22 protein-coding genes, 1 tRNA gene and 3 pseudogenes are annotated in these 24,274 nt (G+C 48.2%); 19 read left to right on the forward strand and 7 right to left on the reverse strand.

Going from position 1 to position 24,274, the window contains the following annotated elements:
• Positions 1 to 263: 263 nt before the first annotated feature.
• The 4 genes and pseudogenes from proB to NA197_RS08325 form a co-directional block, all read left to right on the forward strand.
• Positions 264 to 1,367: a glutamate 5-kinase gene (gene proB / locus NA197_RS08310; protein WP_001285275.1), complete on the forward strand. Its 1,104-nt coding sequence runs from the start codon at positions 264 to 266 to the stop codon at positions 1,365 to 1,367.
• Positions 1,368 to 1,378: 11 nt separating this feature from the next.
• On the forward strand, positions 1,379 to 2,629 hold the full coding sequence (gene proA, locus NA197_RS08315) for a glutamate-5-semialdehyde dehydrogenase (protein ID WP_064043183.1): 1,251 nt from the start codon (positions 1,379 to 1,381) through the stop codon (positions 2,627 to 2,629).
• A gap of 115 nt (positions 2,630 to 2,744) precedes the next feature.
• Positions 2,745 to 2,820 (forward strand) — tRNA-Thr (locus NA197_RS08320).
• A gap of 163 nt (positions 2,821 to 2,983) precedes the next feature.
• Positions 2,984 to 3,238, forward strand: a pseudogene (locus NA197_RS08325) (Arm DNA-binding domain-containing protein); the annotation flags it as partial.
• Between the two features lie 17 nt (positions 3,239 to 3,255).
• Here the strand turns inward: NA197_RS08325 and NA197_RS08330 are convergent.
• A protein-coding gene (locus NA197_RS08330) for an IS3 family transposase (RefSeq protein ID WP_139379246.1) occupies positions 3,256 to 4,418 on the reverse strand; the annotation gives its coding sequence in 2 pieces (ribosomal slippage) (positions 3,256 to 4,154 and positions 4,154 to 4,418; 1,164 coding nt in all).
• Between the two features lie 60 nt (positions 4,419 to 4,478).
• Between NA197_RS08330 and NA197_RS08335 the strand changes: the two are divergent.
• The 9 genes and pseudogenes from NA197_RS08335 to NA197_RS08375 all read left to right on the forward strand — a co-directional run.
• Positions 4,479 to 4,850 (forward strand): annotated as a pseudogene (locus NA197_RS08335) (diol dehydratase reactivase ATPase-like domain-containing protein); the annotation flags it as partial.
• Entirely contained in the window at positions 4,819 to 4,926 is a 108-nt protein-coding gene (locus tag NA197_RS08340; RefSeq protein WP_023262008.1) for a diol dehydratase reactivase ATPase-like domain-containing protein, read from the forward strand. The pseudogene NA197_RS08335 and the gene NA197_RS08340, both read left to right, overlap by 32 nt.
• 109 nt (positions 4,927 to 5,035) lie before the next feature.
• On the forward strand, positions 5,036 to 5,359 hold the full coding sequence (locus NA197_RS08345) for a DUF1889 family protein (RefSeq protein ID WP_001539227.1): 324 nt from the start codon (positions 5,036 to 5,038) through the stop codon (positions 5,357 to 5,359).
• A 341-nt stretch (positions 5,360 to 5,700) separates the two neighbouring features.
• On the forward strand, positions 5,701 to 6,939 hold the full coding sequence (locus NA197_RS08350) for an MFS transporter (RefSeq protein ID WP_012543325.1): 1,239 nt from the start codon (positions 5,701 to 5,703) through the stop codon (positions 6,937 to 6,939).
• A gap of 131 nt (positions 6,940 to 7,070) precedes the next feature.
• The gene (leuC, locus tag NA197_RS08355) at positions 7,071 to 8,492 is read left to right on the forward strand and encodes a 3-isopropylmalate dehydratase large subunit (protein ID WP_001274854.1); all 1,422 of its coding nucleotides are present in this window, start codon (positions 7,071 to 7,073) and stop codon (positions 8,490 to 8,492) included.
• A gap of 1 nt (position 8,493) precedes the next feature.
• Positions 8,494 to 9,120 carry a 3-isopropylmalate dehydratase small subunit gene (leuD, locus tag NA197_RS08360; protein ID WP_000379343.1) on the forward strand — a complete coding sequence of 209 codons (627 nt, stop codon included), beginning with the start codon at positions 8,494 to 8,496 and terminating at the stop codon, positions 9,118 to 9,120.
• A gap of 14 nt (positions 9,121 to 9,134) precedes the next feature.
• A complete protein-coding gene (locus NA197_RS08365) occupies positions 9,135 to 10,013 on the forward strand; it encodes a fumarylacetoacetate hydrolase family protein (protein WP_001577254.1) in 879 nt (292 codons plus the stop codon).
• Positions 10,013 to 10,927: an alpha/beta fold hydrolase gene (locus NA197_RS08370; protein ID WP_047373146.1), complete on the forward strand. Its 915-nt coding sequence runs from the start codon at positions 10,013 to 10,015 to the stop codon at positions 10,925 to 10,927. Before NA197_RS08365 ends, NA197_RS08370 begins: the two co-directional genes overlap by 1 nt.
• Positions 10,928 to 10,960: 33 nt before the next feature.
• A complete protein-coding gene (locus NA197_RS08375) occupies positions 10,961 to 11,926 on the forward strand; it encodes a LysR family transcriptional regulator (protein WP_064043187.1) in 966 nt (321 codons plus the stop codon).
• On the opposite strand, the gene NA197_RS08380 is transcribed toward NA197_RS08375, so the two are convergent.
• The 6 genes from NA197_RS08380 to NA197_RS08405 form a co-directional block, all read right to left on the reverse strand.
• Entirely contained in the window at positions 11,871 to 12,143 is a 273-nt protein-coding gene (locus NA197_RS08380; RefSeq protein WP_058115721.1) for a hypothetical protein, read from the reverse strand. The two genes, NA197_RS08375 and NA197_RS08380, sit on opposite strands and share 56 nt — an antisense overlap.
• 138 nt (positions 12,144 to 12,281) lie before the next feature.
• Positions 12,282 to 13,040: a fimbrial biogenesis chaperone StbE gene (stbE, locus tag NA197_RS08385; RefSeq protein ID WP_023137643.1), complete on the reverse strand. Its 759-nt coding sequence runs from the start codon at positions 13,038 to 13,040 to the stop codon at positions 12,282 to 12,284.
• Positions 13,006 to 14,331 (reverse strand): fimbrial usher protein StbD, encoded by a 1,326-nt coding sequence (stbD, locus tag NA197_RS08390; RefSeq protein WP_064043189.1) that lies wholly within the window; start codon positions 14,329 to 14,331, stop codon positions 13,006 to 13,008. The genes stbE and stbD overlap by 35 nt, the downstream gene beginning before the upstream one ends.
• A gap of 4 nt (positions 14,332 to 14,335) precedes the next feature.
• A complete protein-coding gene (locus tag NA197_RS08395; protein WP_064043190.1) occupies positions 14,336 to 16,897 on the reverse strand; it encodes a fimbrial outer membrane usher protein in 2,562 nt (853 codons plus the stop codon).
• Entirely contained in the window at positions 16,881 to 17,642 is a 762-nt protein-coding gene (gene stbB / locus NA197_RS08400; RefSeq protein WP_000781486.1) for a fimbrial biogenesis chaperone StbB, read from the reverse strand. The genes NA197_RS08395 and stbB overlap by 17 nt, the downstream gene beginning before the upstream one ends.
• Before the next feature lie 61 nt (positions 17,643 to 17,703).
• Complete coding sequence (locus NA197_RS08405) at positions 17,704 to 18,240, reverse strand: fimbrial protein (RefSeq protein WP_000062033.1); 537 nt, start codon at positions 18,238 to 18,240, stop codon at positions 17,704 to 17,706.
• 663 nt (positions 18,241 to 18,903) lie between these two features.
• On the opposite strand from NA197_RS08405, the gene NA197_RS08410 reads away from it, so the two are divergent.
• From NA197_RS08410 to NA197_RS08435, 6 genes and pseudogenes are all read left to right on the forward strand, one after another.
• Positions 18,904 to 19,638, forward strand: coding sequence for a winged helix-turn-helix domain-containing protein (locus tag NA197_RS08410; protein WP_001577310.1), 735 nt, complete (start codon positions 18,904 to 18,906; stop codon positions 19,636 to 19,638).
• A pseudogene (locus NA197_RS08415) lies at positions 19,611 to 19,911 on the forward strand (hypothetical protein). The gene NA197_RS08410 and the pseudogene NA197_RS08415 overlap by 28 nt, the downstream one beginning before the upstream one ends.
• Before the next feature lie 501 nt (positions 19,912 to 20,412).
• Positions 20,413 to 21,987 (forward strand): EAL domain-containing protein, encoded by a 1,575-nt coding sequence (locus NA197_RS08420; protein WP_074181601.1) that lies wholly within the window; start codon positions 20,413 to 20,415, stop codon positions 21,985 to 21,987.
• A gap of 99 nt (positions 21,988 to 22,086) precedes the next feature.
• Positions 22,087 to 22,830, forward strand: coding sequence for a winged helix-turn-helix domain-containing protein (locus NA197_RS08425; protein WP_064043192.1), 744 nt, complete (start codon positions 22,087 to 22,089; stop codon positions 22,828 to 22,830).
• A complete protein-coding gene (locus NA197_RS08430) occupies positions 22,803 to 23,291 on the forward strand; it encodes a hypothetical protein (RefSeq protein ID WP_064043193.1) in 489 nt (162 codons plus the stop codon). Before NA197_RS08425 ends, NA197_RS08430 begins: the two co-directional genes overlap by 28 nt.
• A 400-nt stretch (positions 23,292 to 23,691) precedes the next feature.
• Entirely contained in the window at positions 23,692 to 24,216 is a 525-nt protein-coding gene (locus tag NA197_RS08435; protein WP_064043194.1) for an Ail/Lom family outer membrane beta-barrel protein, read from the forward strand.
• Positions 24,217 to 24,274: the final 58 nt, after the last annotated feature.

The following is a 24,274-nucleotide window of genomic DNA, read 5'->3' on the forward strand; positions in this document are numbered from 1 at the left end:
ACGCGCTATGATTTGTCGGGAAACCCGGTAAAAAACAGGAAGGTTTTTAACGTTCGGTAATGAAAGATTTATGACAAAGTGAGAATTTTTTTAAAAAAATATGTTTAATTGTTGCGGTAATAAAATGGTCAAATTCTGCCGCTACGCTTGCTGATCCTGCGCAACAAAATTTCACGCTACGCGTACAGGTTGTTGGCAACCGGAGCCAGTCCTGCTAAAACGTTCATTTGGTCTTTATTTCTTATTTTGAACGGCAGAGAATCATGAGTGACAGCCAGACGCTGGTCGTAAAACTCGGCACCAGCGTGCTAACAGGCGGATCGCGCCGCCTGAACCGTGCCCATATCGTAGAACTTGTCCGCCAGTGCGCGCAGCTACACGCCGCAGGACATCGTATTGTTATTGTTACCTCTGGCGCGATTGCCGCCGGGCGTGAACATCTCGGCTACCCGGAACTGCCGGCAACGATCGCCTCTAAACAGCTTCTGGCGGCGGTAGGGCAAAGCCGTCTGATTCAACTGTGGGAGCAGTTGTTTTCAATTTACGGTATCCATATCGGGCAGATGCTGTTGACGCGTGCGGATATGGAAGACAGAGAGCGCTTTCTGAACGCCCGCGATACGCTGCGTGCATTACTGGATAACCATATTGTGCCGGTTATCAATGAAAATGATGCCGTTGCGACAGCGGAAATTAAAGTGGGCGATAACGATAACCTCTCCGCGCTGGCGGCGATCCTGGCAGGCGCGGATAAACTGCTGCTGCTGACCGATCAGCAAGGATTATTTACCGCCGATCCGCGTAGCAATCCGCAGGCGGAGCTTATCAAAGATGTGTATGGCGTTGACGATGCGCTGCGCTCTATCGCGGGAGACAGCGTTTCCGGGCTGGGAACCGGTGGTATGAGCACTAAGCTTCAGGCGGCAGACGTGGCCTGTCGCGCGGGTATTGATACGATTATTGCCTCAGGCAGTAAACCGGGCGTTATCGGCGATGTGATGGAGGGGATTTCCGTCGGCACCCGTTTTCATGCGCAAGCCTCGCCGCTGGAGAACCGCAAACGTTGGATCTTCGGCGCGCCGCCGGCAGGCGAAATTACGGTTGATGAAGGCGCAACCGCGGCAATGCTGGAACGTGGCAGTTCACTTCTGCCAAAAGGCATCAAAAGCGTGACGGGCAATTTCTCGCGGGGGGAGGTCATCAGAATTTGTAACCTGCAAGGGCGTGATATCGCTCATGGCGTCAGCCGTTATAACAGTGATGCTCTGCGGCGGATAGCCGGTCACCACTCTCAACAAATCGATGCGATTCTTGGCTATGAATATGGCCCGGTCGCTGTTCATCGTGATGACATGATTACTCGATAAGGAACAGGCATATGCTGGAACAAATGGGCATTGCTGCTAAAGCGGCGTCGTATAAGCTGGCGCTGCTCTCCAGCGGCGAAAAAAATCGCGTGCTGGAAAAAATAGCCGATGAACTGGAAGCGCAAATGGAAAGTATCCTCAGCGCGAACGTACAAGATGTTGAGCAGGCGCGAGCCAACGGCCTGAGCGAAGCGATGCTGGACCGCCTGGCGCTGACCCCTGCGCGTCTGAAAGCGATTGCTGACGATGTGCGCCAGGTCTGTAATCTCGCCGACCCGGTCGGGCAGGTGATCGACGGCGGTCTGCTGGACAGCGGGCTACGTCTGGAGCGCCGCCGCGTGCCGTTGGGCGTGGTTGGCGTTATCTATGAGGCGCGTCCGAATGTTACCGTTGATGTGGCTTCTTTGTGTCTGAAAACCGGTAATGCGGTGATTCTACGCGGTGGGAAAGAGACGCATCGCACGAATGCCGCAACCGTTCGTGTCATTCAGAAGGCGCTGAAAGCTTGCGGTTTACCGGAGGCGGCGGTTCAGGCGATTGATAATCCGGACCGTTCGCTGGTCAATGAAATGCTGCGTATGGATAAGTACATCGATATGCTGATCCCGCGCGGCGGCGCAGGCTTGCATAAACTGTGTCGCGAGCAATCCACCATTCCGGTGATTACCGGCGGGATTGGCGTGTGCCATATTTTTGTCGATAGCAGCGCAGACATCGCCCCAGCGCTGAAGATTATCGTCAACGCTAAAACCCAGCGCCCGAGCACCTGTAACACGGTGGAAACCTTGCTGGTGCATCAGGACATCGCAGAACGCTTTTTGCCTGCGCTGAGCAAGCAGATGGCGGAGAGCGGCGTGACGTTGCATGGGGATGAAACCGTCATGCAGGAGCTGCATGGCCCTGCCAAACTGGTGCCGCTGAAACCGGAAGAGCTGGATAACGAGTTTCTGTCTCTGGATCTGAACGTTGTGGTGGTCGAAAATATGGATGGCGCTATCGCCCACATTCGCGAACATGGCACTCAGCACTCCGATGCGATTTTGACGTGCGATATGCGTAATGCTGCGCGTTTCGTGAACGAAGTGGATTCCGCTGCGGTTTATGTCAACGCCTCTACCCGTTTTACCGACGGCGGGCAGTTTGGGCTTGGCGCAGAAGTGGCGGTCAGCACGCAGAAATTACATGCCCGCGGTCCGATGGGGCTTGAAGCGCTTACCACCTATAAGTGGATAGGCTTTGGCGATGGTACGATTCGTGCGTAATTAATGACGAGCGGTGCAAAAATAGCCGGTTGAGTAGCAAGGCTATTGACGCACCGCCCGGTTAGTTTTAACCTTCTACCCCGTGATTCACCCGCGTGAACACACCCTTCTCAGGGCCGATATAGCTCAGTTGGTAGAGCAGCGCATTCGTAATGCGAAGGTCGTAGGTTCGACTCCTATTATCGGCACCATATCAAGTTCCTCAAACGTCCGTATTCATCCATAAATACACTGATTCATAACGACTTTATTGCTTTTTTGTCCATCACCGTCCGTAACCATCCAGTAGAATCCGACACTGAATGTGTATAGGATTGTGTATATGTTCCTGTTCGGTCTTGGATTCCTATCCACATGCCTTTAAACGATATGCAGATTCGCCGCGCTAAGCCTGAAACTAAAGCCTATACACTCGGAGATGGGCAAGGGTTGTCATTGCTAATTGAACCTAATGGAAGCAAGAGCTGGCGGTTCCGTTATCGTTTTGCCGGTAAGCCAAAAATGATCTCGCTGGGTGTGTATCCGACGATCACACTTGCAGATGCCAGTTCTCGTCGTGATGATGCCCGAAAACTTGTGGCAGAAGGAAAGAGCTGTGATCCTACCCGCGTAATATGGGCACAACCCTAAGCGAGGTTCTGGTTTTCAAATTGTTCCGGACTGAGACCGCCACAGGCACTGTGACGACGCCACCGATTGTAATCACACTCACTATAATTAAACACTGCTGTCCGCATTATTTCCCGGCTGACAAAGTCCTCTCCGTGGATACATTCCACCTTCAGCGTATGGAAGAAGCTTTCCGCACAGGCATTGTCGTAACAACAACCTCTGGCGCTCATACTTCCCCGCAGATTATGGCGTTTCAGTAAGCTCTGATAATCCGTTGAACAGTACTGACCGCCTCTGTCTGTATGCACGATGACATTTTCCGGACATTTACGCCGCCACAGCGCCATCTGTAACGCATCGCAGGCAAGCTGTGCTGTCATCCGCGAAGACATCGACCAGCCAATGACTGACCGCGACCACAGATCGATAACCACGGCCAGATAAAGCCAGCCTTCACCAGTGCGAAGATACGTGATGTCACCCACCCACTTCTGATTCGGGCCGCTGGCGTAAAAGTCCTGCTTCAGCAGATTCTCTGAGACTGGCAGACCATGTTTGCGGTAACTGACCGGACGGAACCGGCGCGAGGCTTTCGCCCGCAGCCCCTGCCGACGCAGGCTGGCCGCCACGGTTTTCACGTTGAACTGGTAACCCTGAGCACGAAGCTCATCCGTCAGGTGTGGCGCACCATAGCGTTGTTTTGCGTCACTGAATGCTTCCCGGACGACGTTATCACAGACAAGGCGGAACCGCTGACGCCGGTTTATCTGATGACGACGCTGATGCCAGACGTACCAGCCGCTACGGGCAATCTGAAGTACACGGCACATGGCTTTGATATTGAACTCAGCCTGATGTTTTTCGATGAAGACATACTTCATTTCAGGCGCTTCGCGAAGTATGTCGCGGCCTTCTGGAGAATGGCCAGTTCCTCATCCCGTTCTGCCAGTTGACGTTTCAGACGGGCGATCTCAGCGGACATCTCCTGCTCGCGTTCAGAAGAAGAGAGCTGATTTTGCTGTTTGCTTCGCCAGTTGTGGAGCTGTGATTCATACAGGTTAAGTTCGCGGGCGGCAGCGGCCCCCCCAATGCGTTCAGCCAGTTTCAGGGCTTCCTGACGAAATTCAGGCGTGTGCTGCTTGCGTGGCTTTTTGGTGGTTGATGCTGGTTTTGTCATGTGAGTCACCTCTTACTTGTGAGTTTACTCACTTAGTCGCGTGTCCACTATTGCTGGGTAAGAGCAATGGCCTCGCTGACCGGTCACGACATGAACGCCGTGCATATTCAGGATCTTCTGGCGGTAGATACGTTTATTCCCCGCGCGGTACAGGGTGGCATTGCCGGGGAATGTTCAATGGAAAACGCCGTTGGCATTGCGGCGATGGTGAAATCCGATCGCTTACAGATGCAGGCTATCGCCAGAGAGCTAAGCGCCCGGTTAAATACCCCAGTTGAAGTCGGTGGCGTGGAAGCCAACATGGCTGTGGCTGGCGCGTTAACGACGCCTGGATGCGCCGTGCCGCTGGCGATCCTCCATTTAGGCGCAGGATCCACCGATGCCGCCATTATCAATAACGATGGCGCAGTACGGCGTTGTCGCCGGGCAGGGTAATATCTGTGGTACTGAAGGCCCGCGCAATGCGGTAGCGACCGGGCTGGTTTTAGCCGGAGAAGCCAAAAAATAGTGCAGAAAACAGCCGCGCAAGCGTTTAGCTGCGGGGTAAGTCAAAGAAAGGCGATGTTCTCTTTGATATCCCGGCGGAGTTGGGTACATAGTATCAAGGTGTCTCTCACGTGGTTAATTTTAAGGATAAGAGCATGCCAACAGCAATTGAGAAAGCCTTGGATTTTATTGGTGGTATGAACACATCGGCGTCAGTACCCCATTCAATGGATGAAAGTACCGCTAAGGGAATTTTAAAGTATTTGCATGATTTAGGCGTGCCAGTAAGCCCGGAAGTTGTGGTGGCACGGGGTGAGCAGGAGGGATGGAATCCTGAGTTCACGAAAAAAGTGGCCGGATGGGCAGAAAAAGTCGCCTCCGGTAACCGCATCCTTATCAAAAACCCAGAGTATTTTTCGACCTATATGCAGGAGCAGCTCAAAGAACTCGTGTGAGCTGACTATCGAATAAAACGCTAACGGACGTTTCCATCTAAGGATGGCGGCGTCCAGAAGGGGTTGCCAGTGACAGTTTTGGACTGCCGATTCATTTCTTTTCGTCAAATTAATGTCTATATATTTATTGAATAAATATATAGTTCATAACTTACTACGTTGCCATTACCGCGTCATTCTTAGATGATCTACATTTCATAAAACACGTGATTCCATTTCGTCTCTATTAAGAAAAATAAAATGTGAACGCTGTCAATTCTGTAAACGTAAAAGATAAATATTGTATACACGGATGTTTGTTGGCAAACAGGCAGATGGCAATCAGGATCTTTTACGGAACATTGTGTATGAAAAATAATATTGAAGAGACAATAGGTAAGTACTTGCCTATTTTAATGATATTACCTCTGGCGGGTTTGGCAGAGTTAGCTTCTTTATATTCAATCCAGGCTTTATTACCAAAGTTAAGTGAGGTTTATAATATTCCATTGAATCAGGTAGGGATGATTTTGTCTGCTGAGGTGGGGTTTCTGGCATTAGCCATGTTATTTAGCGGCACGTTATCTGACCGTTTTGGGCGAAAGCCAATCATTTTTTATTCGTTGCTGGCAGGAGGTATTTTAACTCTATTGTGCGCAACAGCATCATCATGGCCGATGCTGGTGGTATACCGCGCTTTGCTCGGCATTGCAGTAAGTGGTATTACGGCGGCCGTTACAGTCTATATCAGTGAAGAAGTCTCTCCTGCTTTGGCAGGGATTGTTACTGGATATTTTATTTTTGGCAATTCGCTAGGGAGTATGTCTGGTCGTGTGTTTGCAACTTTGATGATGGAGCATGTATCTATAGATACGATTTTCTTTATCTTCGGTGGTGTTCTGATTGCTATGGCACTTGCGGTGAAGTTGTTTCTCCCGACATCCCGACAGTTTGTTCCTACGCCTTCACTACAGCTTGGTGCAGTGTTGAAAGGCGGGTTGGAACATTTTAAGAATATCCGCGTATCATTATGTTTTGTCATTGGATTTATTCTTTTCGGCTCTTTTACTTCCATCTTTAATTTTCTGGCGTTTTACCTGCATCGACCGCCTTATGAGCTGAGCTACACCTGGATAGGTTTGATTCCAGTTAGCTTCTCATTAACTTTTTTTCTTGCGCCATATGCTGCCCGTGTCGCGTTGAATATTGGGTCGATGAATGCGCTCAGTATGCTGATCATCTGTATGATGGTCGGTGCATTTCTCACGCTAATCGCCCCTTCTCTGTGGGTTTTCATTTCAGGTATCGTTTTACTGTCAGTCGCATTTTTCTCTGCTCATTCCACCGTATTAGCCTGGGTCAGTTCACGGAGTCCAAACGCAAAAGGACAGGCGACATCGTTTTATCTGCTTTGCTACTACTCTGGCGGTGCAGTAATGGGGTATTTAAACGGGTATCTTTTCTCCTGGCAGGGATGGAATGCTATTGCGGCATCATGTCTGATGATGCTGGGGATAGGATTATTTATCTGCCGGTTTATTTTCGCAAAATATGAGAAACAACCGCAAATCAAAAAACAGTCAGTTCAGGAGAGTTTCTGATTATAGACACGAAGTGTGTTTTTATACTTTCCATAATGGAATCATCATTTTTTCATTAATGTGTCACTATAGCTAAAAGCTTAAATTGTGAATATTTGGCTACCCGGATATTCGTTGCCCCAGGAATATATATGTCTGCTAAAACGCTGTATGAAAAATTAGTTGAGTCACATACCATTCGTGAACTTGATAACGAAGGACATGTTTTACTTTATATTGATCGTTCAATACTGAATGAATATACCAGCCCGCAGGCATTTAGCGGGTTAAGAGAACGCGGCCGCACCGTTCGGCACCCCGACACGTTTTTATTGAATATTGACCATGTTAATCCCACGCGGTCGCAACGGGATGACTTAATGACCGATCCGGGAGGACAGCTACAGGTTGATTACTTTCGGGAAAATGCCGCTGACTTTGGCATCACATTATTTGATGTGCTGGATCCGCGTCAGGGGATTGAACACGTGGTTGCTCATGAACAAGGGCTAGTGATGCCTGGCATGGTGATCGCCGCCGGGGATAGTCACACGACAACCTACGGTGCATTTGGCGCGCTGGGCTTTGGTATCGGGACGTCGGAAATTGAACATCTGCTGGCCACGCAGACGCTGGTTTACCGCAAGCTCAAAACCATGCGCGTAAGTGTTCAGGGAGAGCTACCTTTCGCCTGTTCCGCAAAAGATATTGTTCTTGAATTGCTTGAACGTATTGGCGCTGATGGCGCGACGGGATATGCCATTGAATTTGTGGGTGAGGCCATCAGCGCGTTGAGCGTTGAAGGACGAATGACGCTCTGCAACATGGCGGTAGAAGCGGGGGCGCGTGGTGCCATTATTGCGCCAGATAAAAAGGTTTTTGACTATATCTACGGTAAACCGCAAATGCCTGTAGGTGAACTCTGGCAGCAGGCATTGCTGGAATGGTCACAGTTGAGCAGCGATGCTGATGCGGTATTTGATAAGACGGTGGCGATCAACTGCCATGATCTTGAGCCTAAAGTCACCTGGGGAATCAGTCCGGATCAAACAGGTTCCATCACCGGACGTGTCCCTTTCCCGGAACAGGAAACCAATCCGCTTAAGCGCCTGGCGCTTGAGAAGGCCCTTCATTACATGGGATTAACGGCTGGCATGTTGCTGAAAGATATTCGTATCTCTCACGCTTTTATTGGTTCATGCACAAATGGTCGCATTGAGGATTTGCGTGCCGTTGCGAAGGTGCTTGAAGGGCGCAAAATCGCCAGCCATGTTCGCGGGATCATTGTGCCTGGTTCAACAATGGTAAGACGCCAGGCGGAAGAAGAAGGACTGGCGAAAATCTTTATTGCTGCCGGTTTTGAATGGCGGCAGTCGGGTTGCTCAATGTGCCTTGCGATGAATGAAGATGTGTTGTCGCCCGGCGATCGCTGTGCATCAGGTACGAACCGTAATTTCCCTGGACGACAGGGCGCTGGAGCAAGAACGCATTTGATGAGCCCGGCGATGGTTGCGGCGGCGGCGGTAGCGGGGCATCTGGTCGATGTTCGGTCATTACTTCAGGCAGGGGAATAAGATGGATACGTTTAAGCAAATCAGCGGGCGAATTGCGCCGATGCTGGAACCGAATATCGACACTGATGTGATTATGCCAAAACAGTTCCTGAAAGGGATCGATCGCCAGGGGCTGGATAAAGGGGTGTTTTTCGATCGTCGCTTTATGGCTGGCGGCCAACCAAATCCTGATTTTATTCTGAACATGCCGGGCTGGCAGAGCGCGACATTCCTGCTGGTTGGCCCCAATTTTGGCTGTGGATCGAGTCGTGAACACGCCGTATGGGGATTAAAACAACTGGGAGTACGGGGGCTGATAGGTAGCACATTTGCAGGCATTTTCGATGATAACTGCCAACGCAACGGGATCCTCACGGTCTCATTAGATGAACCTGCTTTGGCGCGCCTGGCGCAGCTTGCCGCGAGTGCTGATACCAATTCTATCACTGTTTCACTCGATCGCTGCGAAATTACGACGGCAGAGGAAACGATCTCCTTTGTGATCAGTGAACTCAAACGGGCGATGCTGGCCGCAGGCGAAGATGCGATAGCCTGGACATTGCAATACTTGCCGGAGATTGAAAATTTTGAGGTTGCGCATTATTCACGGCGGCCGTGGTTAAAACGCCCTGCATCCCCGCGCGGTTAAGGAAGAAGACTGCAATGAAACTGGTTCAATATCTTGTGAACGGTGGCAAACGCTACGGCATTATGCAGGAAACCGGAATAATTGATCTCTCGCAGCGGCTTGGCGACAAATATCCCACTTTGAAATCTCTCCTGTGCGCTAATGCGCTGACGGATGCGGCGTTATGGTGTGATGAGCCGGCGGATTATTACTACCAGGAAGTCACTTTTCTGCCGGTGATTGACGATCCGCAGAAGATCATCTGTGTCGGAATGAATTACGCCGATAAGCGTATTGAGTTTAATGAAACCAACCCGGCCCCAACCCTTTTTGTCCGCTTTGCGGATTCTCAGACCGGGCATAATGGCCTGCTGCTGAAGCCTGAAAATACCAATGAGTTCGACTACGAAGGTGAATTAGCCGTAGTGATTGGGCGGCCATGCTCCCGGGTCAGCGCTGAGGATGCTTTAGATTATGTCGCCGGATACAGCTGCTATATGGATGGTTCAGTGAGGGACTGGCAGCATAGCTGGTTTACGGCTGGAAAAAACTGGCCTTCGACAGGATCATTCGGTCCGTGTCTGGTGACCACAGACGACATTCCCGATCCCCAGATGCTACGTTTACTGACACGACTAAACGGGCGGGAGGTGCAGAACGAATCTACGGCAAATATGATCCATCCTATCGCTTCACTCATTGCTTATATAAGCACCTTTACTCTGCTTTCCCCTGGCGACACGATCCTCACAGGGTCGCCTGGTGGAGTAGGCAAAAAACGCGTTCCACCGCTGTTTTTACACGATGGTGATGTTATTGAAGTTGAGATTGAACATATTGGAACCCTGCGCAATATCGTCCGGGATAGCCGTTATTTAACATCCTCTGTTAGCTGGCATGACGGGAGAAAGTGATGAGTACACTGATTGAATGCGGCGCCTCTCCGTTTATTCCGGGGTTTGCGCTCAAGGATGTTCGTCTGGAAAATGGTCTGACGGTAAGAGTGGCTATTGGAGGCAGCGGTTCACCTTTGGTACTGCTACATGGGCATCCGCAGAATCATACAACATGGCGGAAAGTTGCACCGACATTGGCGCAAAATCATACAGTCATTTTGCCGGATTTGCGTGGCTATGGCGACAGCGATAAACCAACGAGCGATCCGGCGCACCGTACCTATTCAAAGCGCACCATGGCGCAGGATATCGTCATGTTAATGGACGCGCTCGGCTTTTCCCGTTTTGCCTTCGTAGGGCATGATCGTGGCGGACGCGTAGGACACAGGCTCGCGCTGGATTATCCGGATCGTGTGACCTGTTGTACTTTTATCGACATTGCTCCAACCGCGACGATGTACGCCTTGACCGATAAATCCTTTGCCACGCGTTACTTTTGGTGGTTTTTCCTGATTCAACCTTTCCCGTTACCCGAAACGATGATTGCGCACGATCCGGCATTTTTTCTGCGTAAGCATATTTCGGGTCAGCTAAAAATAGAGGGCGCGACCTCGCAGGAAGCATTCAATGAATATCTGCGCTGTTACCAGAACCCTGAAATGATCCACGCGATCTGTGAGGACTACCGGGCTGCTGCGACCATTGATTTGGACGATGATGCCGCAGATACGTCGGCGCGTATCCGGTGCCCGTTGCAGCTGCTGTGGGGCGGACTGGGAACGGTAGGGCAACTGTATGATGTGGTTGATACCTGGAAAGAAAAGGCGCTAAACGTTCAGGGGGAAGCATTGCCTTGCGGACACTCCCCGCAGGAAGAGTGTCCTGAGTACTTTATCCAGAAACTTCAGTCCTTTTTACATTCAGTGTTATAACTCGGTCATCCTTTGCAACTTCGCACTGATGCTATGAAAACGACGCCTGTAGGAAAAAAACATCGCCAGCCCCTTGAGGGCTGGCCTTCTGTTGAAGATCTTTTCGTTTTTGTCACCGTTGCCCGCAACGGTGGATTTGCCCGGGCAGCGCTGGAGCTGGGGCTATCTCCCTCCTATATCAGCAAACGTATCGCTATCCTTGAAAAATGTCTCAACACCCGGCTTTTTTTTCGTAATAACAGAGTGATGCGTCTCACACCGGAAGGCGAAAATGCGCTGGGTGGAGCGATGCTGGTCGTCAGTGAAATGGATGGTTTTGTCAGTCGTCTGGATAATCAACGTGGCGTGTTGGCGGGTAATATCACCATCAACTGCTCATTTGGTTTTGGGCATAAATATGTCGCAGAGGCGCTGTCGTCATTTATGATCGCCTATCCTGATATTACGGTAAAACTCACGCTAACGGATCGTGAAGTGGATCTGGTGGAAGAGGGAGTCGATATTGAAATTCGCGTTGGGGATGATATCAACGAATTGTATATCGCACGGCAGTTAGCCACAAATCGACGGATCCTGTGTGCTTCCCCTGAATACCTCGAACGCCACGGCAAGCCAGAGTCTGTTAGTGCGCTTGTGCAGCACGATTGCCTAATGATTCAGGAAAAAAACTCGGCATTTGGCAATTGGATATTAACGGACGGTAAGCAGCAGACACATTGCCGACTAAACGGTTTTCATTCTTCCAACAGCGGCAGTGTGGTGCTTATTTGGGCCTTGAAAGGCCATGGCATTACATTGCGGTCGGAATGGGATGTTGCGCAGTATATTGAACGAGGTGAGCTGGTTCGTGTGTTGCCTCAGTGGTATCAGGAAGCGAATATCTGGGCTGTATATACCCGGCGTTCATCAAGTTCTGATCGTATCAAAATCTGCATCGATTTCCTCACGGAGCATCTTGCACAATGCTTGCCAGGCGGTAAAGCACCGGGCGTACTGTGATCAGTCGGCGCCAACTGTCGTGGCGCCAGATGCCCTGACTTACGTTTACTGTTAGGTGTTCTTTTTGCCAGCACCCAGTAGCTTTTAGGGCGTTGCGTTGGTGGCGCGGTTTTGTTTCCGCTATCGTGGCGAAGTTATCTTTTATCCCACCACGCGGCCCAACCTCCACATAGATACCTCCATTATTACCGGATTTCTCACCTGGTTTTAACGTCATATTTTATCTCCTGATTTTTGGGTGACGATTATCGGAGGTTGAGAATTCTATTGGTATCGGCTGGATGGCATTGTAAGTATCACACACTCACTCCATAACAATCCTCAGGGATACGATCGTATCCCTGAATATTTCCCATCAAAACTCAGGAGTAAAATCACTCTCACTAATATATTTTTCCAGTATGGCGGTATATTGTCGCCAGTTCCCGGAGTCATTGATTACTGCATAATTTATCGATGCTCCCGGCGTTGGCGAGCGTGTTAGCGGCACATCAAGTGCTGTTTTCGGCGCAACCATGATATCGCCGATACTTTTCTTGTTATCCATCGTTAACGTTAAACTCATATACCACGAGGTGGGGTTAACTATCCGTATAGTATTCTCTTTAGCAATAAAGCGTAATTTTTTCTCCTCCGCTTCCGTGGGCGCTTTTAGCCCAGTCGGGCGAATTAAAATTTTTAGCCTCAAACGAAGTGGTAACACCAGTTTTCGCGGGTGGTTTTTAATGTCCTGGGTGACTGGCGGTATCTGATAAATGTTTAGCCAGAAGAGACTCTCCCGGTCCGTTGCCAGCTGCTGGCGGGAACTCAGGAGCAGGCGAAGCGTTCTCAGTTCTCCTGGCTGCATTTTAAATACCGGCGGCAGCGCCACCAGCGGCGTTTTGCTGTTATCCGGAGAGGCGTCAATGTTTCCGGCGTCGGTCCATACCTGTAACAGCATCGGCGTTGTATTATCGTTGGATAATGTCAACGATTGAGCGACATCATCTGAAGCAAAAATAATTCGGGTTCTGTCAATATTAACGGCGGCTTGTGCCGGGCCATACCATCCCGTCAACCCAAGTAGCGTTAATATGACTTTACTGAAAACTAACCACTGCCTGTAATTGCGCATTCACGCTTCCTGCCGTTACTGTTTGTCCGCCGATCGCCTCAAGCGAGGCAGTAAAATCACCGCTGTAGGTTTCTACTGAACCGGATGATACCCGTGTGGTTAAATCTTTATAGCCATACCAGCCTCGGGCGTTGCCAGTGCCTGTCTTGATCCGATCGGGTAACAGGTTAATCGGCGTACCGGCATCGTTATAGATGCGGATACCCACTCCGGAAGCTACGCCAGGTTCGCCATAATGGGTGTCCAGTAGCCACGACAGACCGCCTGCGGATGTGGTTAGCCCCAGGCGACGCGCCGCCGCCACGGCGGTGGGTTGATTAACGACAAACCCCATTGCGACATTAGCGGCGCTGGTGGACGGGAGGGCACTGGACACGGCACCGGACTCACATTCCAGGCTGACGTGGAAAGGCGCCTGACTATTGCCTCCGGCGGCTAATATGCCGACGGCGACAGGGGGAATTTTCACGATCGCAGGATAATCTTTGATTTTACATAACGCGCCGCGAACATAGGTGACGCTATTATATGTACTCCATGCCCCGGGCCAATAGCTGGGCCAGCCATAATAATCGCTGGCATGATCCAGTCCCGCTTTGATCCGCTCGGTAATCAAGCCTGGGCCTTTAAACGCGATATAACCCCGAGGCTGCGTCCAGGTATCTCGGTCCATTGGATTCTGGTAGGCAAAATATTTTCTTGAGTCAATTTTAAACATCTCATATAACACGTTGCTAAACGCGCTGGCAGGAATATAAATATATTTGTCATCCTGAAACCAACTGTCTGCGGTAAGTTGGCGTTCTTTCCAGAAGCGGCTGTAATATTCGCCGGTACTGAGGTTTGTCATACGGACAGCAACATTACGCTCCACATCATAATAAGCGCCTTCTACTTCGGGAGTAAAAAATGCCCCCGCAAAAGCGCTATCGCCATTTGTCGAATACATCTCATAGAGCTTCCCGGCATCGGCGGAATCGCAGCGGTAAAGTACCTGTTTACTGGAATAGGGCGTGCCGGTGGCGGCCGTCAGGAAGTTACCGATCCCACTGGCCAATAGTGTGCCGGAGGGTTGAAAAGTTTCACTATTACTGACGCTAATCACCGTTGGCAAACCGATATTACCCGTATTTGTGTCAGTTGCGCCGATCCAGTTTTGCGCCGTGTAGCCCGCTTTTATCGCCGCGGCAGAGAGCGCGCTCTTATCGGTGACTTTGATACATGACGACCATGTTCCGGCGCTGACGAACAGGCTGGTGATAAACAATAGCGTTCGGAAACTAAAAAGCATTGTGCTATTCCTTCTCGCAGATTTTGTTCAGATAGAGAAACGGTTCTTTGGTGTGAAGATCGAGTTGGTAGGCAACCCGGCAACGCTGGTTTGCTTCTTTTCCCCAGCGCACCAGTAGAGAACCCGACGGATGGGCGATACGGGCATAAATCTGCCCACTCTGGCCGACCATGCCGATGTTTGTGCCTTCACCGTTGAAAACATCAGCGCCCATTGGCGGTATGCCGCCATCCGGCATCTTCACGGAGATCAGCACTGCTTTGCCGCTGATAGTGGCGAAATTGACACGCGCGATGGCGCCAGCATACGGCACAATCTGCTGACTTCCTCCCGTCAGTTCGGCATCGCTGCGCATCTTACGGGTATCGAGCGTAACGTTATTGACGCGGTAAGGAGATAACGAAGGCAGAATGGCGTAACCAAAGCGATCAACCACAGCGCCCTGGCCATTTTGTACGATCGCGCCCTGCGCGCCATCGGCATGAATAAGCGCAAAGGTATCGCTGGTATAGGGGCCAGCCGTCAGACCGCCAGGGTGAAGTACCAGGGTGCCGGACGCGCCCAGCCCTTCCTGACGATAGTTATCACCCTGGTCATAGTTGGCGCGAAGTGCGCCAAACCGGGTGTTCTGTTGTAGATTACCGCCAAACGTCGTTGGCGCGCTGCTATCGCTATTACTATTGCGATAACGCTCGTAGCCGCCATAAACCGACCATGACAGGTCGCTGTTTTCACCGCTACTGCCGGTCATAGATACGGTTGAGGAACGGCTTTGACTGGACTGGTTATAATTCATGGCGACAGACGTTCTGTTTTCGCCCCAATCCAGCGGTATAGAGACATTAAACGACATTGTGGTTTCGGTATATTTTTGTCGGCTACTCACGTCCAGTGGTTCGTTAACGCCGTGATAAAAGCGATCGTAATCCCAGGTGGTGCGCTGTCGTGCGATATTCACCCCGTAGCTTATATTCCGCCACTGGTTGCTATACCCCATTTGTAGCTGTGTTATACGCGATTGGTTATTGTAGTAGTCTGCGGTGCTGGCGCTGAGGTTAAGCGTGCCAAGCCGTCCTAACGGCTGGCTTACCGTCGCGGACAGGCGATTGCGCTGATGCAGCGTGTCGGAGTAGTAATCAATCCCCGTTTTTGCTTCCCGGCGTACGCCGAGCACGTCCTGAAGATCGCGAAAGCCGTTGGTTGAATAACGATAAGCCGCCAGCACCAGGTTAGTGCCGGTGGTAAACGTTTTGCTGTAACTGAGTTCCGCGCGCCAGCCTTGCTGGCGCTCGTTATGCTCTGCGCGTGCATTCGACCAGGTGGCGTTAAGGCCGAACGCGCCCATACCGGTGGCCCAGACGCCGCCCGCCAGCCATGCCTGGTAACGCTGCGCAATTCGTGAACCGAGGTTGAGGGTAATGGTGTTATTAACGCCGTGCTGGAACGTTCCCTCAAAGAAACGATTTTCAATATCGTAGTACTGACGAACCCTGCCGAAGGCCAGCGAATAGTGCCAGTTACCGGGACGTACCGAATCCGGCACGGAAGAATAAGGCACGGTGAAACGTGAGGTTTTACCGCTGGCCTCGATAACCTCTACCTCCAGATCGCCTTGATAACGGGTGTTGTACAGATCGTCAATATAAAATGGGCCCGGCGGAACGTTGGTTTCATAAATCACTTTCCCCAGTTGTTTTACTACCACGTGCGCGCTACTGGCCGCTACGCCCCGAACTTCCGGCGCATAACCGCGTTTGCCCTGCGGGCGCATCCGCTCGTCGGTGACAAGTTTAGCCCCGTTAAAAGACAGACTGCCGAATAAGCTGGAGTCCGTATAGCTATCGCCCAGCGACAGGATACTGTTAATAGACGCGACAGGTCTTTGCACCCAGGTTCGAACGCTATTATAGCGCCAGGCGCTTCCGCTCTGGTTGCTATTGGCATAGCGCAGATTACTTTGATGACGGACCTGCCAAAGTCCGAGGTTAACGCCCATGTTTAAACCGCTCCATAAGTATTGGTAGCGATAATGGCTGTCGGTATTTTCGGTGTGGGTCCAGTTTGTGTTATGGCGTAAAAACAGCGCCAGCGCGCCGCTATCCCACTCTGAAGGGGAGATATAACCGCGCGGTTTGTGCGTAAGTTCGGTCATTGGAATCGTTAGCAACAGGCGAAGCGTGGCGCTATCAAATTGCCAACCGGCATGAGGCACCCACTCCCTGAGCGGGCGACACTCGGTCGCAGCGTCGGTCGCGGGGAGTAATTTTATCTGTGCTGCTTTCATCACCGATAAGGGCAGGCAGGGTTCAGTCTGTTGACCCTCTTTTACAGCATTAAATCGAATATTAGTGCTCGAGGTTACCAGCGTGCCATTAACGTAAACGTCGGCAAGATAGTCTCCGGAAGGCGTTTGCTGTTCATTAAAACGGGCAATATTTTGTCCGTAAGTGGCCCCCTGAAGTAGCGCAGGATCAAAATAATACTCTTCACCCTGCGCGGAGCCTGAGCAAACTATGGCGATCAATAGCGCAAGGCTTTTGCGGTTCAAATTAATGGTGGGGGACATCGTAGCTCTCGCTTATCCTTGCGCCCAGGTCGTTAACCAAAGTAACGGTGACTGTACCGGAGAAGGATTTGAGTGACCGTTTGCCCGGCAGCCACCAGGTTTGACTGGAGAAAGGGGCAATCATGTCTGCATCCAGGTTATATGAAGCGCCGTTCACTTTTACATTCAAATTACTTAAAGAGGCAAACCAGGGCTGCGGATTAACAATAACAATACCGCTTTTTCCGGAACCCTTATTTACCGTTTTAATCTGTAATTTTTTCGCCAGACTATCAGGTTTACCTAGCCCGTCAGGACGATAGAAAAGTTTTATTCTTGAGCGCAGCATCACCAACATTTTATTTTGCCCGCTGTCGCTGCCAATATTCGTTGGTGGTACCTGTAATACGTTAAACCAGAATACTGACTCACGATCCTGCGGCAATTTTTTCGTGTTGTTATAAATTACGCGTACCACCTGGCCTGCTTTGGGTTGAATACGAAATACCGGCGGCGTGGCAATGAACGGCATCGCGCTGCTATTTTCCGGGCTGGTATTCATATCGCCATCGTCAAACCAGGTTTGTACGATATAAGGTATTGCATCATTATTTTTTAACTGCACATCTACGGAGGAGGCTGTTGATGGGTAAATTATTCGGCTACCCAAAATAGTAACGCTCGCCCACGATGCTGTGGCGGGTAGGGCCAGGAATAGAAAAACTATTAAGTAATATAATGCGGAATGTCGGGTATCCATTTTCATCTCAACAACTCCCTGGCGATTGAAAATGGTCTGGCGTTTCAACGCCAGACCGTAGCGACAATTATTTATACGAAACGGCGTATTGAAGGGTGGCAGCGACTGTCCCAGCCTCTGCTTTCCCGGTAGAGTAATACCGCGCGGTATAAGTCGCGCTCGCTTCAGAAGCATTTGGTTCCAGCTGTAGGTCGCCGTCGCCAGTAAAGCCGCCGGTCAGATTGATTGGCTCCCCTGAAGTGTCGAGTAATTGGACTTCAACATTTTTCGCGCTGCCAGTATTACCCAGGTTACCGTTACTGGTGACCTGATTACCGACAAAGACAGTGGAAATTTTTGTTGTTTTGTCCTTAGAGCCGGTACACCCGGACAGCCCAATATCAAACGTTATTGGCCCCGCAGTTTTCCCTTGTTCTGATAAATCTTTAGTACTTACTGTTGGCAATAACACGACGGGTTTAGCCTGATTACCATTAATCACGACAGAGCATGTTTCATCAGAGACTTCCCCTTGAAAGGTGATGGTGTTATCAGAAACAGCCATCGCGCTGCTGGAGACAAGAAGTGAGCCTGTGATCATTGCTAAATACTTTTTCATAGACATATGATAATGTTCCTGTATTAATCTTTACTTTTTCAGGACGAGTGCAACTCGCCCGAATGTTTCGTGCTTATGGAGGAGTGGTAAAAATAACGATCATTAACTCTATTTTTGGATGTGAGCTATACCCTCCTGACTATTGATAATGCGATATAAAACAAACAGACTTATTTCTCTTATCATGAAATAGAGCGATAAGCGCTTTCGTCCATACATCTCATTAGTACAACTGATAGTGTTATCATTTGATTGAGTGTAATCCGATAACAATTCTCTCCGCGTCTGAATAGATAGACTATGTTGCAATACAAACCTGCACATTTTTGCTATGTAAAATCCGTATCAGTTAAACCTCCCGATGGATAATACGATGGTGAGATTAAGGTAAATTTTCTGAAATGTGCTTCTGAAACAGTATAATTAGTCTTACTTTTTTCTTACTTTTGGCCTTTCAGAAGTTTCCTGAGTTTGCGTTAAGGTAAAGAAAAGTGTTCAGATTTACCTATAACTGTTTGATTTGTAATGTGCAGGTAATACTTGTGTCAATTATTGTTTACTATAAGTGAGACTTATAAGTTAAACTCGGGTTAATTAGGGGGCTGAATTCTTTTTTGAGCATGATAATATGTCGTCTGAATGATGGATGCAGTTACCTTTAGGATTGTCATGAATGAAAGCATATTTTTACTTGATAAGCGTGTTGTATTTGATAGTACGAAGATGACCTTATCGCATGGTAATGAGATAATCAGAATATCAGAAGCTGAGACCCATCTGCTTCTGGCTTTTTGGCATGGTCTTTACAAAAAAGAAGATATTATTCATTTTGTTTGGGAAAATCGTGGAGGCTGCGTCTCAGAATCAAGTTACTATAAACTCATTAATCAAATGAGAAATGATTTTAGTAGCATCGGTCTACAGTCATCTGATATCGTAACTCGCCCTCGGGTGGGGGTATCGCTGTCTGTTGCCATTGAACCTATAAAAAAAATCACCTCCCTAAAGGTGAGTGATGAAAACGTTAAAGGCACCCCGACTCGGGAGAACATATTTTACAAAATTAAACGTCACAGCGTATTTGTGGTATTAACAGGAGCCATTCTTCTGGCATTGCTCTATGGTGTATTTGCTATATATAAAGCGCCTGTTCGTAACAGCCCTGATAGTTTTTTTACATATCTTGGCGAATATAACGATTATGCAATCTATAAAACAAAAGAGGATAAGGTTACATTAAGTGAAATAGTTTTTGCTTTTAACTCTCTAAAAATTAAAATTTACCGGCAAAATGGACGCCATCTTTATTATATCAGGGAGCCTAATATGAATATTTTTCTGCAATGCTTAAATCCTGTTGAAATGGCGGTGCCAAAATGTATTACAGTAAAAGAACGTTACTGATTATATTTGTAATATTTATCGCCATTGTCGCAATCGGATCGGTAATAGCGCTTGAGTGGGTAAATCGTGACTCTTATAGAACCAATAATCTTATATGCACGACAAAATCAGAAGCGTATATTGCGCCACGAAAATTGTACATGGATGGTGGACTTGTGCTGGATCTTAAATCCGGCAGGATTACCCTACACTACGATGTTACTACCGATACGAAAGAGAAGCGGCTTTTTTTTCGTGACATCTGCATCAGCAAACTGCGCAGAACAGGTATGAAAACATTTACTTTTAAAGTTAATTCAGTTAAGACCTTTGAGTCTGATACTGCTGGCGATTTGTTTTCCTGGTTGAGACTGTTACAGCCTGGTACGATTAATGAGTTAAAGATGGTCAAAATTGGGAAAAATACCTACATGTTTTCGCTTAATCGACATTTGTATAATGTGTGTACCACCAGTAGTAACGTTGAGTTGTAGCCAATAATCCCTGTATTGATGGGAATTCGTTCCGTGATGGTTATGCCTCATCAGGCAGCGAACCTGGTATCAGGCTAACATATTGAATTTAGATATCTGCTATCGCTTATTCTAACGATAGTATCCTGCACCTGTTGGGTATTGATATTTTCTTGTCTATTTTCGGCACAGGGAGTGCCATCTTGCTATCATTAAGAACGTATAACCTATCTCTCAATATTGCTTTTCTATATTAATGTTACTTTAGTTATCCTATAAAAGCGTACAGTGGCAAAAGGAAGGCCGATAAGAGGGCAATGTTTTGAAAGTAAGAAAGCTATTTCTGATGTTGTTTGTTGCCGTTCCACTGATCGTAATGATATTGGTGGGATTACTCGCGGGTATCTTCCAGCTAAAACGAGATATCGCCGTCAGCGCCAATACGCTGCTGCGGTTTAGCGCGGATATATCTGCCGCCTCCTGGCAAGTCGCCGGAAAAGCCGCCAGACTGGCTGAGAGTTCCTGTACTGACACGCTGAAAGAACTGTCCAGAACGCGGGCCTTCACTCCTTATGTCCGTGACATTGGGTTTCTGGAAAATGGTGATATCACTTGCTCCTTTGTCACAGGAACCGAACGCTATCATTTTTCCCGGCTGGCAGGGCTTTCCTTACCTGCTTCTTATCCGGAACGGTGGTTGCGATCTATCGGTAGTATGGCCGAAGGACCCGATCGCCTTGTTGTGGTTTATGTGAAAAAAGTAGCAGCGAATAAAGCGGCCTTCGTCATTGTGGATTCGCAGTATGTCCAGGAGCTCATAGAGATATTGGCAGCAGAGAGAGCATCAGCCTTTAGCCTGACATTCGGCGCAGGGGAGGCGATTACCAGCGCTGCGACGTTGCGCGGTAAGGCGTTTTTAACGCAGCGGTTCACCTCAACCGATCACACTATCCAGCTGATGGTGCGAACCCCTTTCTCAACGTTATCGGCATACTGGTTACAAAACCTTTTTATTTTTATTCCGCTGTCATTATGTCTTTCTGTAGGGATGATGTTGTTCTACAGGCGCTGGTATTTAAAACGTTTATCTCTGGCCCGGGAGATTGCCAGGGGAATAACGCACAATGAGTTTACGGTACATTATCAGCCTGTTTTTAATGTTAAACACGGTAGTTGCGGCGGCGTGGAGGCGCTAATGCGCTGGCCGCAACCGGATGGCCGTTTTATAACCCCGGATATTTTTATTACCGCCGCAGAAAATGAAGGCATGATTATTCCACTCTCTCGTCATCTGTTCGAACTGATTGCTCATGACGTGATAAACTGGACTGTACCGGATGATTTCTATATCAGCGTAAATATATCGCCTGCTCATCTTATGGATGACGGTTTTATACAAGATATAGAGGCGCTCAGGACTCGTTTGGGAACGATAACGCTTATGTTGGAGCTCACCGAGCGTAGCCTGATTGTAGAACCTTCACAGGTCGCAGAAAAACTTTCAACGCTCCGTGAAAAAGGCGTGTTAATAGCGATTGATGATTTTGGGACCGGCTATTGCTCACTCTCCTATCTCCAGCAATTACCTGTAGACTCTCTTAAAATAGACAGAACGTTTATCGATACCATTGATACCAGCAGCGATGATGTTCCTGTCCTGGATACTATCATTACGCTGAGTCAGCGACTGGGACTCAATGTGGTTGCCGAAGGGGTCAGTACCCAGCACCAATTGCGTTACATCTTAAGCCACGGGGTAGGATTCGTTCAGGGATTTCTTTATGCCAGGCCGATGGGGACTAATGACTTTATGAGTTGGCTTGGCAAGTCAGCCCAGCGGCAAAATGGTTTGCTCAAGGGGGAAAACGAATCTGCGAGTGGCCTGGTGGCTGAATAATGCAGGAACTCGCTACGGAAAAAAATTCAATAGCACGATATATCCTGGTAATATGTTTATGCCGTGAAGAAACGTGATAGCACTGGGGCGGATATTTTTATGAGTCAGAACAATTATCTGATTGACAAAAGAGTTATTCTTGATTGTGAACGAATGACGCTTTCCTGCGCCGGAGAGTCGATAACGATATCTGAATCGGAACGCAGTTTGCTTATCGCTTTTTATGAAGGCCTTTTTAAAAAAGATGATTTAATTAACTATGTCTGGGGGCGCAAAGGTGTCGTGGTCTCTGATGCCAGTTATTATAAACTGATTAACCAGCTACGAGGATCATTTGATAAAATTGGTCTTAAGGGGGCATCTGTTGTGACTCGCCCTCGCGTGGGTGTTTTACTCTCAGTTTCCATTGAACCGTTGAGTGATGAGGCGCAAAATACGCCGTTGCCTGCTGTTGCTGAAACAGAAGTATCGACGGTTGAAGTGCGGCGCGATGACACTATTATTCCCCCAATACCGGGCGCTGTGAATAGAAAAGATTGGCTCTACTTTTGCCTGGCCGCGCTTCTGATGTTTTTCATGATTTATAAAGTTAAGGGTGAAAATATTGATTATTTTACCCTCAATGGTTCGTATGATGGATACACTTTTTATAGTGTCGGGCATGATAAAACCCATCTGGCGGATATCATTGAAGCGTACTCTGAGATGAGTAATGAAATACATAAACAAAACGGAAAAATCATTTATTACATTCGCGTTCCTAATACAAATATTTTTGTCCAGTGTCTTAACCAACTTGATATAGCGGAGCCGAAATGCATTTCCATAAAAGAACGTTATTAAGAGTGGCGACGCTTGGTATGCTGGCTGTTTCAGTCGTACTGATGGTAGTTTGGGTACGAAACAGTAACCATAGTTCTATTAATACTAATGAATTTTTATGTACGACAAGAACGGTAACGACGATACAGCCTAAAGATATCCATGCCGATGGCAGTCTTGTTCTTGATTTTAAGATGAAGAGAATTACGCTTCAATATGAAATAAAAACAAAAGATAACGGTGTAAAAATATTATACCGGGACGTGTATATGAAAAATTTACATCGAACAGCGCCTGGTGTTTATACGTTCGAAGTATCCCAGGTAAAAGTCTTTGCCACGGACACGGCTGGCGATCTGTTATCATATTTACGGGTTCTGCATCCGGAAGCGGCTAATGAGATTCGAATATCTAAAGTGGGTGAGAAAACCTTTTTTTATTCTCTTAATCGGCAGCTTTATAACGTTTGTACCGCGCAGTAGATCTGAATGTTGTCTGAATGCGTCAGAAAGCGAGTTGCGAAATTGCCCTCCGCAAGGGTAAAGGTTAACTCAATAATCAATAAAATACATGAAAAACAATGAGTTATGATTTTTTGACTCTTCAAGGAGGTGACTGATACTCGCTGATAACCTCTCGCTGTCCGCCTGACGGATGCGATGCCAGGATCGGGTCTGAAGCAACTATGAATCCGCCATTAATAAAAAAGTAAGAACTCTGTAAGACTGATTTCATATCCATTATCGAATATATCAGGTTATATTACCTCCGCAGTTGGCATGACTGGTAATAAGCGCATTAGGTGCTCTTAATCTAAATGCTATTCGTGTGCCATAAGTTCCGGTACCGCCTTAATTATATATCAAAAATGGAGTGGTTTTAATGAAAAGACGGTCTTCGTTCCTTGTTTTTTTAGGTTTATTATTAGCGTCACCTTTAGCTTTGGCTAACGATCAGCACACCGTATCGTTTGGTTATGCACAAACTCATCTCAGTTCATTGAAAAATAGCGATAGCAAAGATCTGCGAGGCTTTAATTTGAAATATCGTTACGAGTTCAATGAGACCTGGGGGATGTTAGGCTCATTCACTGCGACGCGCAATGAAATGGAGAACTACACCTGGAAAGAGGGGAAATTGCATAAAAATGGTTCCGATTCTGTAGACTATGGTTCTTTGATGTTTGGACCAACATATCGTTTTAATGACTATGTGAGCCTGTACGGCAATGCGGGTATAGCGACGATGAAATTTAATAAACACTCAAAAGAAGACTCCTTTGCCTACGGCGCTGGCGTAATATTTAATCCAGTTAAGAGTATATCTATCGATGCATCATGGGAAGCCAGTCGTTTCTTCGCTGTGGATACCAATACATTTGGTGTCAGCGTAGGTTATCGCTTCTGATATTAAAAGTATAAGCGTTACGTTTATGGCAAGGAATTAAAAATAATATGGCGCTGCT

Source organism: Salmonella sp. NW884, from assembly GCF_051700745.1.
GTDB lineage: Bacteria > Pseudomonadota > Gammaproteobacteria > Enterobacterales > Enterobacteriaceae > Salmonella > Salmonella enterica.